The organism is Plantactinospora sp. B5E13, from assembly GCF_039871775.1.
Classification (GTDB): Bacteria; Actinomycetota; Actinomycetes; order Mycobacteriales; family Micromonosporaceae; genus Plantactinospora.
In genome coordinates, this window is record NZ_JBDPLT010000071.1 from 1 (window position 1) to 13,036 (window position 13,036).

4 protein-coding genes and 2 pseudogenes are annotated in these 13,036 nt (G+C 71.9%); 3 read left to right on the forward strand and 3 right to left on the reverse strand.

The features are described from left to right. Nucleotides 1–434: pseudogene (locus ABGB05_RS34775) on the forward strand (hypothetical protein); the annotation flags it as partial. Nucleotides 435–574: 140 nt separating this feature from the next. Here ABGB05_RS34775 and ABGB05_RS34780 read toward each other — a convergent pair. The 3 genes and pseudogenes from ABGB05_RS34780 to ABGB05_RS34790 form a co-directional block, all read right to left on the reverse strand. Next, nucleotides 575–775, reverse strand: a pseudogene (locus ABGB05_RS34780) (glyoxalase/bleomycin resistance/dioxygenase family protein); the annotation flags it as partial. Nucleotides 776–1,045: 270 nt separating this feature from the next. Further along, nucleotides 1,046–6,910: an RHS repeat-associated core domain-containing protein gene (locus tag ABGB05_RS34785; RefSeq protein WP_347658242.1), complete on the reverse strand. Its 5,865-nt coding sequence runs from the start codon at nt 6,908–6,910 to the stop codon at nt 1,046–1,048. Between the two features lie 23 nt (nt 6,911–6,933). Then, nucleotides 6,934–11,010: a LamG-like jellyroll fold domain-containing protein gene (locus ABGB05_RS34790; RefSeq protein ID WP_347658243.1), complete on the reverse strand. Its 4,077-nt coding sequence runs from the start codon at nt 11,008–11,010 to the stop codon at nt 6,934–6,936. 359 nt (nt 11,011–11,369) lie between these two features. On the opposite strand from ABGB05_RS34790, the gene ABGB05_RS34795 reads away from it, so the two are divergent. Continuing rightward, nucleotides 11,370–12,392: a LuxR C-terminal-related transcriptional regulator gene (locus ABGB05_RS34795; RefSeq protein ID WP_347658244.1), complete on the forward strand. Its 1,023-nt coding sequence runs from the start codon at nt 11,370–11,372 to the stop codon at nt 12,390–12,392. Nucleotides 12,393–12,402: 10 nt separating this feature from the next. Then, nucleotides 12,403–12,957, forward strand: coding sequence for a hypothetical protein (locus tag ABGB05_RS34800; protein WP_347658245.1), 555 nt, complete (start codon nt 12,403–12,405; stop codon nt 12,955–12,957). Nucleotides 12,958–13,036 lie beyond the last annotated feature (79 nt).

Below are 13,036 nucleotides of genomic sequence, written 5' to 3' on the forward strand. Positions count from 1 at the left end.
ACGGCGCCTCCGGCGACATCCCCGTAGCCGGCGACTGGAACAACGACGGCACCGACACCGTCGGCGTCTTCCGCCCCAGCAACTCCACCTGGTACCTCACCAACACCACCACCACCCTCCACCACGAATTCAAGTTCGGCCACGGCGCCTCCGGCGACATCCCCGTAGCCGGCGACTGGAACAACGACGGCACCGACACCGTCGGCGTCTTCCGCCCCAACAACTCCACCTGGTACCTCACCAACACCACCACCACCCTCCACCACCAATTCGTCTACGGCCACGGCGCCTCCGGCGACATCCCCATCACCGGCGACTGGAACAACGACGGCACCGACACCCCCGGCGTACGCCGACCCGGCAACAACACCGTCTACCTCCGCAACACCAACAGCGCCGGCGCCGTCGACCACCAATTCATCTACGGCATCTGACCCACCCCACACACCGACCGCCGGCCGGCCCACCCAGGCCAGCCGGCGGTCGGCGTTTCGTCGAGGTCGTCGACCGTCAACCGGAACGTCGTACGCGCTCGCTCCAGGTCACCCACGAGGTGCGCTCCCAGGTCTCCTTTTCAGGAGCAGCAACCCCCGGCGTCTCCGGATCCCACGGTGGCGGGTTGCCCCTCACGCGCTCCGATGTCGCCGCAGGCACAGCTGTCGTCGCTTCCCGGCCGGGTCCCGGCGGACTTGCCGAACCGGTCGGAGTCGCCCTTGACCACGTACACCTCCCAGGGTTCGTCGCCGGGGCCGCGGACCCAGATCTTGTCCTGGAGAGGTGGCTGGCCGAGATCGTCGCCACCGCCGGCCTTGTCGTCCTGATCTTCGCGCTCCTGGGCAGTGGCCGGACGGCCGTCGCGCCGCCGAGCTCGAACCGTCAGCGACACCTTCGCCGGCATCTCCCCCACCAGACCTGCTGCCCGCGACCGACACCGGCCGAGCCAACTGACGATCAGCCGCGACCCGCAGGGCAGCTGACCCTGCAGACAGCCAACAGGCGGCACCCTCGATCGGTCGAGGGTGCCGTCTGTCGACGTAGTGCCTGGTCAGAGCCCCTGCCAACCCCACAACACGTCAAGACCGCCGTAATCGACCCAGGTCTCCGCCGCGTCCCGGACCTCGTCCCAGGTCACCGCCGTCGCCTGCTCCTCGAAGACGGTGAAGTTGCAGGCCCCGCCGGCCGCGCAGGCGCCGACTCCGACTCCCGCGTGCGGGTTCACCGTCCAGTCGCCGGTCTCGGAGATGGTCCCGCCGGCGCCGTACTGGAAGATCTCGCCGTACGAATAGTCGGCGCCCCAGCCCCGGCCGCCGAGCGCCTGGGCGTTCGACGACGAGGTGAGCACCGGACCGGTGTTGACCGAGGCGCCGACCCCGGCGCTCATGCCGCCCTGATGAGCGCCCGTGAAGACCAGGCCGTCCTCCCTGGTGAGGACCGCACAGCCGCTCACGCCGTATGAGACGCGCGCGTTGGCCCCGGCGCTCACACACCACCCACCCCCACCGGGTGGTCTCGACTGGACCCAGTTGCACGCCACGGCGGTGAGCGGACCCCGGGGGCACGCCTCGCCGAGTCCGTCCCAGGCCAGGTCCCAGGCGTTCCAGTACGACTCCTCGTACGCCTCCCAGAGGTTGCCGGGCGCCGACCCGGAGGGCACACCCACGCCTCCGGGATGCTGCCGTCCGTTCTTCGGTGCATGCCGCTTCTTCTGCTCCCCGCTGCGTCCGGCGCCGCCGTTGCCGCTGCCCGCGGCGCCATCCTGGCCTCGCACACCGGTGGAGCGCCCGACCCCGACCGACTTCGGCTTCTTCGGGAGCTTCTTCTTCCCGGGCGTGCCCGCACGGTTGCCGGCCTTGCGCACCGACTTCAACCCCGACGCGTCGGACGCCGACACCGGCGTGTTGTTCGCGTACGCGTACCCGTTGATCTGCTGCGGGTCCGCGAAGTCGGCGATGGGGTCGCGGGAGAGGAACCGGCCGGTCGCCGGGTCGTACTCCCGGGCGCCGACCGACGTCAATCCCAGGTCCGGGTTCTCGATTCCGCCGACGAACGCCCGCTGGTCCGGCCAGGTCGACGGCGCCCAGCCGCGTACGTTGCCGAACGGGTCGAAGCGCCGCACCTGGGTGGTCAGGGTGTCGCCGTTGACGACCCACTGGTTGGTGCCGTGGTGGTCCGAGGCGAACCACTGGATGTCGCCCCGCCCGGTCCGTACGCCGACCGGGTCGTCGCCGTGCCGGTAGTAGCGGCTGGCCCGCACCGTCCGGGTCGCGGCGTCGTAGGTCAGCTCGTATCCGGCGACCCAGGCGGTCATGTCCCCGTCGGGGTCGATCCGCAGGATCCGCCTGCCGTCGGCGTCGTCGACGAAGGTGGTGGCCTCCTCCCCCGAGGTGACGGTCTCCAGCCGTCCGGTGGGGGCCCAGTCGAGGACGTCGACCGTACCGTTGCGGTCGATCGTGGTGGTGAAGCCGGCCTGGTCGTAGCCGAACGCGGTCCGGGCGCCGCCGTCCGCGTTGGTCGTGACCGCCGTGACGGTGTGCGGACGCGGCTGCCCGGCCGCCGGGTAGGCGTAGTCGTGCCTGACCCGGCCGGTGGGCCGCCACCGGGTCTCCGCGGTGCGGTTGCCGACGGTGTCGTACTCGTACGACGACCAGTAGGCACCCGGGCCGCCGACAACGGTCCCGGTCGGGGTGGCCGCACAACTCCCGGCGCCCGCCTGCGCCCACGCCTCGGTCAGGCGCTGCAGGTGGTCGTACCGGAAACACTGGGTCTCCGGGTCCAGCGCCGCCGAGGTGTGCACCGGATCGTCGGTGATGCTCAGGACGTTGCCGGCCTGGTCGTAGCGGTAGGAGAGGGCGGCGACGCCGTGGTTGGCGCCGTCGGACTCCCCGGCGGTGTCCTTGTCGAAGTAGAAGTCGGCGAGCCGGCCGGTGCCCTCCTCGTAGACCCACGTCTGCCACGCCTGGCCCGAGGAGCCGCCCACCTCGGGGTCACCGAGCCGGCGTTGCAGCAGCTGACCGTACGGCGAGTAGACCGCCGCGTCGACGTAGACGTGCCCGTCGCCGAAGTCGTCACCGGAGGAGGTGACCCGGTCGGGCTGGCCCATCGTGTTGTAGTGGTGGGTCATCGGCTCCCGGGCCAGCCCACCGGCCCCGACCGCGCCGGAGGTGCGCAGCGAGCCGTCCGGGTGGTAGGTGTACGACTCCCAGTACGCGCCGGCGAGCGCCCCCGCCGCCGCCGGCAGGTGGGTGTAGACCTGCTGCGGCCGCCCCTCCGGCGTGTACGCGCGGATCTCCGTCCGCCACGCCTGGCCGTCGACCCACCGGGTGGCGGTGTGCGGCAGTCCGGTGCCGTTCGTGGCGCCGTCGTAGGTGCGTTCGACCAGCAGAGTGCCGTCGCCGGCCTCGCCCTCCCACACCTTCGTGGTACGGCCCAGCAGGTCGTACGCGTAGGACAGTCTGGTGCCACGTCCGTCGGTGCTGGCCGCCAGCTGGCCGGCGGCGTCGTACGCGGTGGTCGTGGTGCCGGTGTCCGGATCGCGGCTGACGGTCTGCCGGCCCCGCAGGTCGTACTCGTAGCGCCAGACGTTGCCGACCGGGTCGGTCACGGTCGCCCGCTGCCCGCCCGGGGTGTAGGTGAACCGGGTGGCGTCGAAGGCGCCGGTGGCGTCGCGGTCGCGGTACTGACGCAGCTCGACGGTACGACCCCGGGCGTCGTCGAGGGTCGCCCGGGACGTGCCGCCCTGCGGGGCGATGGTCGTGGTCATCCAGTGCGTGTCGTGGCCGCCGTAGCGGTAGCTGGTGCGCCACCTCTCCCGGTCCTTGACGACGAAGATCTCGCTGCTGACCCGTCCCGCGCCGTCGTAGGCGTACTCGGTACGGGACACGTCGTTGGTCCGGCTGATCCACACCAGCGTTCCGGTCGGTCCGGAGGCGTTGTTGAAGACCGGACCGGAGTCGTGCCGGGTGCGCCCGTAGGAGTCGTACACGGTCTGGGACACCAGTCGCCCGCCGTAGGTCTGCGCCTGGGTCTGCCGGGGCCGCAGCAACGAGTCGTAGAGCGCGACCGACCTCAGGTACGACCCGTCCTGGATCATGTTCTCGGTGGTGACCGTGCTCGGCGCCGTCGCCGAGACGCCGTAGCCGAAGCGCGAGTTCGGGCCCTGGGTGGCCGGGTCCCGGCCGGGCAGCCACACTCCGGTCCGACGGCCCAACGCGTCGTGGGCGACGACGGTCCGGCGGTCGCCCGGCGCGACCGTCTCCACGGTGACGCCCCAGGCCGGCGCGAGGGATGTCCTGGTGACCTGCCCGGCCGGGTTGGTGGTCGTCGTCCGGGTCAGCGGCCCACCGCCCGCCGGCGTGTACGCCGTGGTCGTGGTCCGCCCGAGCGCGTCGGCGGCGGTCAACGGCCGGCCGAGGTTGTCGTACGTCGACTCCCCCGTCGTCCGGTACTCCGGTGTGCCGGTCCAGGAGTCCAGCGCCTCCGCGCGGGTCATCAGGCCGCGCGACGGCGCGGCGGTGTACGAGGCGTGCCCGTCGTAGTAGGCGCGGACCGCCCCGATGACCTGCGCGGGACGCTGCGGTGTTGTCGTACAGCCGACCGAGACGGCCCCGACGGTGGCCACCGATTCCAGCAACCAGGCACCGGCGTTGTCCGCGTACGTGGTCCGTACACAGCGTTCGTCGCCGCCGACGGCGACGTCACCGTGCTCGTGCAGGCTCACCGCCCGGCCGTGCGCGTCGTAGCCCGTCTCGGTACGGGTGGTACGCCACGCCGAGCCGGACAGCCTCGTCCGGGTGTCGACCCGGCTCTGTCCGGTGAGCCACGCCTCGAGGGTGCCGCCGTCGTAGCCGCGCCGCGCCGTCCGGGAGGTCCAGTACCAGGTGGTGGCCGACTCGATCAGGGTGGTGTCGTCGAACGACGCCGACTCCCACTCCGCCCCGGCCAGCGCCCGGTGGTCGGTGACGGTGTTGCCGCCCGAGTCGCGCAGCGTCACCTGGCGGCTGCCGCCGTCGGGCAGCCGGTCGCCGTGCAGACCCCGGTAGTAGCGGGTACGGGTCCGCAGCTGCGGGCCCGGGTCGGCCGGGTCGCCGACCCGGGTGACGACCTCCGGGTAGCCGCGCCACTGGCTCCAGGTGCGGTCGTCGTCGGCGACGTACTCCGCGTCGTCCCACGCCCACAGCACGCTGGTGCCGCCGCCGTCGGTGGAGTAGTCGTAGAACGTCCACATCGTCTCGCCGCCGCCGGTGGCGTCGGACTCGGCGACCGACCGGACGACGTACTTGTGGAAGTACACGTCGACCGGCTCCGACAGCCCGTCCGGGGTGTGCCGGACCGGGTAGCACAGCCGGCCGTTCTGGTGCCGGCTCGCCGGCAGGTCGCCGGCACCGCAGTCGGGCTCGGAGTAGTTGACCGTGGTGACCCCACCGGTCTCGTTCCGGATCGACGTCAGCCGCGGGCGCCAGATGTTGGGGAACGCCTCGCCGGCGTCGACCCGGTTGGGCAGGAACGTGCCGCCGAACTCCACCGGCGGCGTCGAGGCGGTGCCACCGACGTGCCCGGTGTGCCGGACCGAGGCGAGCCAGAGCACCACCTGTTCCTCGTCGCCGTAGTCCTTGAACTCGTGGGTCAACGCCCACGAGTCGACCGGGCTGAACCCGCTGCCGGCGGCGACCCGGGTGGTCACTGTCGTCAGGCGCTTCGTGCCGAAGAACGCCGGCGAGTACTGCGTACAGGTCTGCCCGGCGGCGCAGCCCAGGTCCCAGGGGGTGTCCGGCCAGTTGTCCTCGACCGGGTCTCCGTCGGAGTCGCGGCACGACGACAGGCAACGGTCGGCGACGGTGAACTCGACCCGGCCGGTGACCACTCCGGCGGCGTCCGTGCGCAGACCGTAGTCGATGCGTTCCAGCCAGCCCTCGCGGACGTAGGTCGCGGTCCTCGCCGGGTCGACGGCCGGCGCGTACCGGCCGGTCGCGGTGCCGTACGTGTACCGGACCAGGTTCCCGTGCACGTCGACGCTCCGGTCGAGCATCCACCGGTACGCCTGGTCGCACCGCGACCCGGCGAAGTCACCGGAGGAGTGGCAGGCCTCGCCGGAGTGGTTGCCAAAGACCGGCACCGTCCACCGTGAACCCGCCTCGGCGGCGAAGTGGTGCACGGTGCCGTCGGTGGTGGTGACCGTCCAGCGTTCCGTGCTGGCGGTGCCGGGGCCCGCCGGCGCGCCGGAGTGGGCGATCCGCCAGTCGGCGTCCTCCTCCGCCCGCCACCGGCCGCTGTCGTCGTCCCGGACGAGCGCGGTGGTGACGCCGGCCAGCGAGATCGTCACCGCCGGGGAGTCGCCGTCCCAGCAGAGGTCTCCGGTCGGGTCGTCGCCCTGGTTGCCGCCCTCGTCGTCGGCGCAGCCGACATAGCTGCGTTCGACGAACCCGGGCGTGTAGGACCAGCCGTCGCCGATCCAGGACGCCTGGTTGTTGCTGCCCGAGGTCCGGCCGTCATGGGTGGCGGACGAGTACGACAACGCCAGCTCGGGCACCGGTCCAGCGGCGGGCGGGACCCGCAGGCCGTACGAGTAGCTGAACGCGCCGGACGAGCCGCCGTGGGACCACGCGCCGGTCGGGGACAGGTCGGTGGCCGTCCAGTCACCGCTGTCCGCGCCACCGACGCTGTCGGCGGGCTCCCCGGTCCAGTTGGCGGCGGCGTCCTGGAACGCCGACGGCGCACCCGACACCGATTCCACCGGCGTGGACGGGTAGGACTGCGGGTCACGGTCGAATCCGGCGGCGGCCGCTGGCGTGGCGGCCAGCACCACGGACGCCGCCACGACGACCGAGGTCGCCGCGGCCAGCGACTTCCGGTAGGCGGCCGACCGGTCCGGCGCGGCCACGCCGTGGCTCGCCCTGGAGTGTGTCTGCGGCATGGTGGAGTTCCGACTCCTTGAGGTCAGCATTGCGGTACCGGCGCGTCGGCGATGTGGGAGAGCACGTACTCGGGGATCGCCCCCTGCCAGACGACGACGTCGTCGATGGCGCCGTCGAGCCGCGAGATGCGGGTCCCGGGGGTGGTGCTCGCAGCCCCGACCAGCAACGGCCCCGTCGCCCTCCACGGGCTGTCGGGTCCGGTGCCGGTGGCGACCAGCGCGCCGCTGACGTAGAACCGTGTCTGCTTGGCGCGCAGGTCGTAGACGCCGGCGAGGTGGTACCAGGTGCCGACCGTCGGCGTCGGGCCGCCGTAGGCGACCTTCCACGTGGGGCTGGCGACGTCGCCGCTGGTCATGGCGAAGCCGAACAGTTGCCGGTCGGCGTTGTACTGCAACCGGAAGGCGCTGGTCTGCTGACCGGCCGCCGTCACGACCTGAGCGTGCGCGGTCACGGTGTTCAGCCGTACCCAGGCCGAGACGGTGAAGGACTCGTCGGTGGCGATCACCGGCCCGGCGGTGACCGCCGAGCCGGCACCACCCAGCTCCAGCGCACCGTCCGGGTCGCACCACCAGCCGTCGTCGTACCGGGTGTCGCCCTCGAGGGTGAGGGCGTGCCCACGCCCGGAGGTGTCCGTCCCGGCACCCTCCAGCCGCCAACGGGCCTGGAGTTCGGCCGGCGGGCCACCGAACATCGACGTGACGTCGGCCGCGCTGACCACACCCCGCCACAGCCGTACGTCGTGCAGCGCCCCGTCGAGGTGGTACGCACGCGGGTCCACGCCCGCGGAGTTCCATCCGTAGGAGCAGCCGAGGAGCACCGGGTTGTCGATCACCGTCCAGGCCGGGGGTCCCAGCACCGACTTGGCCAGGCTGCCGTCGAGATAGAACGTGAGCCTGTCGGTGGTGACATCGACCGCCAGCGCGATGTGGTGCCACTGCCCGAAACGGCCGTAGCCGAGCGCCGTTACGACCGCTGCGGCTGACATTCCTCCCGCGGCTGACACCCCCGTCGGGGCCCGGAAGTCGTCCTCGAACTCGTAGTCGTACCCGGACTTCGTGGTGGGCCGTACGGACAGCTCGAGCCCGGCGTGGTCTTCGGCGGCGAAGGTGGAGACGATCGCTCCGAGTTCGTCAACCGAGTCGATCCGTACCCAGCTGCTCACCGAGTACGAGCGCTCCGTCGCCAGGATGGGCCCGGACGACTCCAGGCAGGTCGCGCCGTCGAGTTCCACCGCCCCGCTCGGCCGGTGGAACGGGTCCTCACCGACGACAACGTCCTCACCCAGGGCGAGGGGGCGGCCGTACCGCGACGAGTCGGTTCCGCCGTCCCGGAACTCCCAGCGGACCAGTTCGGCGGCTGCCGGCAGGTCGGTCATCGCGGCCTGGATCTGCGCGGTGGTGGCCAGCCCCTGCCACACCGCGACGCTGTCGACCGCCCCGGTGAGGAAGTGGCCGTGCGATCCCGACGGGTTACGCAGGCAGCCGAGGCTGAACGTCTTCGCGGCGTTCCACGGTGTGAAGGAGACCGCCTGTTCGGCCGCGAGCGCGCCGTCGAGGTACAACCGCTGTACCCCGGCGTCCGGGTCGTAGGTCCCGGCCACGTGCAGCCAGGTACCCGGCGCCGCCGGGCTCACCGCCCCCACACTCTTCCAGGAGAAGTCGGTTCCGGGGGCGCTGAGCAGCGAGAAGTTCCACTTGTTCAGTGCGGCGTCGTACTGGATCTGGTACGCGGAGTGCTGCTCGTTGCCCTGGGTCAGCACCTTCGTGTACCCGCTGGCCGCGTCGAGCCGTACCCACAACGCGACGGTGAACGCGGCATCGGTGCGGATCGGCACCTCCGGCGAGCTGAGGCAGGTCGTCCCGTCGAGGACCAGCGCCCCGGCCGTACGCCCGGCCCGGTCCGGGCCGTAGACCGGGCCGGTGCCGGCGGTGCGGGTCAGGTCACGCCCGTGCCGGGTGTCGTCGAACGTGTCACCCTCGAACCGCCACATCCCCATCTCCGTCGCCGGGATGTCCCGGCCGACGAAGAAGGTGTACGCCCGCTCGTCGGACACGTTTCCCGCGGTGTCGACCGAGCGCACGTACAGCACGTGTCGGCCCGCCGTCGCAGCCGTACGGGTGACCGTGGCGGTCCCGCTCGTGGTGACCTTCTGGTCGAAGACCGGCGTGTTCCACGAGTACTCGTAGCGGTCCAGGCCGGAGTGGAAGCCGTTGACCTCGGGATCCGACGCCGACACCGACAGGACCACGTCCCGCCCCTCGGTGAACGGGCCGGCGGGCGCGGTCACCGTCGGGACCGACGGCTTCGTGGCGTCGACCCGGAAGTAGCACAGGTCGGTGTATCCGGAGTTCACCGCGTCGGTCTGTCGGGAGTCGCTGCGGGCCTGCCACTCGTACCGGCCGTCCGGCAGGGAGGTGGTGATCCGGCGGTTGACGGTCGGATTGCCGCCCACCGGATCCGGCGTGCGGTACCAGTAGTGGTTGGTGTCCGAGCCGTACTTCCGGATCCGCATCCGCAGGTAGACCGACTCCGACTCGGTGGACCGGGCCCGTGCCGACAGGGTCGGGTACCGCGACGTGATCCACGGTGAGCCGGAGATGTTCCGGACGCAGGAGGTCCCGTCGACGGTGAGCCGGTCCGGCGACGGCGGGTAGATGTAGTAGGTGACGTGCAGCTTCACCGAGTCGATCCGGATCCGCCGCCAGGCGTCCCGGGTGTCCTCGTTGGCGGACCGCACCCCGAACGAGATCGCGGCGTAGTTCTGGTCGGCCGCCGACTGCACCCGCTTCCTGACCTCGGCGCCGTCGAACTCGACCCACTCGTTCGTCTTGCCCGAACACCCGGTCTGGTTCGACGACGGCACGAGCTTTGACTGCAACGGTTCCCCGTACAGCCAGCTGACGCCGTTCCACGAAACGCTGTTCGTGATCTCCTTGGTCCGCCACAGCTGCAGGTACCGGTCGCCGCACCCGCCCAGGTGGGTCTGGAGCATGTGCACGCTCGCCGAGGCGATGTACCTGCCTCTCAACTTGCCGACGTCGAGGGTGATCACCGACCGCCACAGGCCGCAGCCGCTGCCGCAGTTGCTCCAGGTGTCCAGCCCGACCCGCATGCCCCCCGAGCGGGGCCAGCTGCTGTCGCCGGTCCAGCCCCGGCTCGCGGCTCCGGAGAACACGTTCGCCCAGGCCTTGCGGGTCGAGGTGAACGGAGGGTCGATGTAGAGCGGAAACGTCACGTCTGGGTCGGCCAGCATCGCCGCGTCGGGGCCCAGCACGACGCCGGTGTCGGTGAGGTCCACGTCGACGTGACCGATCCGACCGGGATCGGCCGGCGGCGCCGCAGCGGTGCGGGCCGCCGGGTCTCCGGGCACGGACGAGTCCCACATGATGGCCTGCCCCGCCTCGAACACCACCGCGCCGGAGTCGTCGACCACGCCGATGGTTCCCGACCCGGGATCCTCGACCGTGGTCAGGCCGACCGTCTCGATCCCCACCCGGATCGACGACAACACCGGGTTGGCCGCCGCCTCCGCCGACCTGACGACCAGCACCCAGGAGAACCCGACCGACTCGGCCTGTACGGCGAGGTCGACGTCCGGCAGGACGCCGGGGAACGTCGCCACCGGGCCGTTGAGTACCGGTGCCGGCAGCGGCCCGTGTGGCCAGCGCAACGAGAGGGATCCACCGTCGGGGTCGGTCGCGGTGACGAAGGGCCGGTCCCCGCCCGGGCCGGTCTCGATCCGGATCACCGTCGCCGCAGCGGCCGCCGTACCGTCCGGACGCGCGACCAGCGTCGGGTCGATGGGCACCCACCCGCCGTCCGCTGTCGGCACCTGGTACGGCTCGACCGCGATCTGTGCGTCGAGGGTCCCGGCCGGGGTGGCGTACACCTGCCGGTCGACGTCGCGCAGTCCGAGAACCTCGACGTTGGTCTCACAGGCAAGCGCGATCCGGTACGCCTCGAACTCGTCCTGCGCGGACGGATCACCCTGGAACGACGGACAGTCCGGGATCGGGAGCGGACTGTCCGGCGGCTCGTCGGCGGCCCGGGCCGGCGCGGCGTACACCCCGGCCGCGAGCAGCGCCGCCGCGACCACCACGGCGGTCCGCCGTCGCGAAGTTCGTGATCGGAATCCGGGAAAAAATCTGACATGGCGTTTCAGCACACCGGTCACCAGGCCCCCCTCTGAACGTGCATGAACGGCGGGAGAGGTGTATCCGTCGATCTCCGGCCGCGACAATCGACCGGGCGAGCGCCGCGGCAAACGTCCCGATTTTGTTGCCGGTTCCTGCAACGGCCCCGAGCGCGGTTGCAGGAACCTGCAAACCTGGACGCTGGCCTTCACAGGGCCTGCGGGGGGTGTTCTCCTGTCCTGGCAAGGGGGCAGGACCGGTCCGGGACAGGGGGGTTCCGTTGGGGGTATCGACGGAGGTTGTTCCGAGGCTGACCAGGTGGGGGGTGACGCCCGACGCCGATCTCGGCTACCGCGCGTTGCTGATGCTGGGCCCCCGTACGGTCGCGCGACTCGCCCGGGAGCTGGGCATGCCCCAGACCCGGGTGAGTCGGGCGCTCGACGAACTCGTGGCGGTGGAGGCGGTCCGTCCCGCCCTCGCTACCGCCCACGCCGGGCAGTGGTCGAGGGACGGGCTGGTGTGGGAGGCGGTGGCGCGGGAACGGGTACTCGACACGCTGCGGCAACGCCGCCGGCCGGACTCCGCGCTCGAACGGTGGCGCCGGCACGTCGCGACAGTCAGCGGCGTGGGCCTGAGCACCCTGACGGATGCCGCGGTACGCCGGTGGCCGACCCGGGCCGCCGCCCGGCAACGGGCGGCGAGCCTCATCGCCGCGGAACGCCACGAGCACCTGGCCATCAACACCGAGGAGGTCTTCGACTCCGAGGCGACCGCGGCGGCCCTGCCGCTGGACAACAGCATGCTGGCCCGCGGCATCCGGCTGCGGGTGCTGGGCCTGCCACCCAGCGACGGCGACCGGTGGAACGCGTACGCCACCGCGCTCGGCCGCTCCGGCGGGCTGTACCGGGAACTGGCCGCGCTGCCGCTCAAACTGATGGTGTTCGACCGGCGTGTCGTGTTCCTGCCGAGCGATCCCCTGGACCTCGAGAGGGGCTACGTCGAAGTTGCCGACCCCGAGGTCGTACGGGCCCTGGTCGGAATGTTCGACCGACTGTGGGCCGACGGCACCGATCCACGGAAGCAGGGAGTGTCGCCCATCGACCTGAACCACCGCGAGCAGGCCGTGGTGCGCCTGCTCGCCATGGGACACACCGACCAGTCGGCGGCGCAGGAACTGCGGCTCAGCGTCCGCACCGTTGCGTACACCATGCGGCACCTGATGGACCGCCTCGGCGTCGAGAACCGGTTCCAACTCGCGCTGGTGCTCGGCGCCGCCGGCGCCGCGCCCGAGCCGCCTCGTCACGGCGACACCGGCGGCCCAGGGTCCGCCGACGCCGCCACCAGCTGAGGAGATCTGCGTGTCACCATCGTTCGTACGACCAGCCGGCCGCGCCCTCGCCGCGCTCGCCACCACGCTGGCGCTGGTGCTCGGCACGGTCATGCCAGCCCGGGCCGCCCAGGCCTGGCCACCGTTGCACTGCGCGACCGGTCAGTTCACCGCGATCGAGACGAGCGCCGACGGGCAGACCGCGTTGCACGGCGACGCGACGCCGTGCGCGCCGTTCGCCGGGGAGCCTGCCTTCGCGCTTGTCGTGTTCCACCCGTTGGACATGGCCGCGAGCGCCGACTCCCGCGCGTTGGTGTGGTACCAGTCCGACGGGCCGACCTCGTTCTCCGGCCTCTTCCGGTCGGTGCCCACGGCCCGGGAGGCGGGTGTCTGCGCGATGCGGACGCTCACCGACCGGATGGCCTGCGTACGGGTGACCTGGCCAACGGACGGGCCGGCCGTCATGGCGCCGATCCCCACCACCGACCCGCTGGTGACGCAGTACATCTTCTACGACGACGAGGAGTACCCGACCCCGCCGCCCAGCGGGTTCTGCGGCTCCTGCCTGGACCTTCCGGTGAGCTGACCGGGTGACCCGGTGCGCGTCGGGCCGGCGACGGCGAAGCCGACCAGCCCCGGGGCCGGGCCGGTCGGCCCGGCCCCGG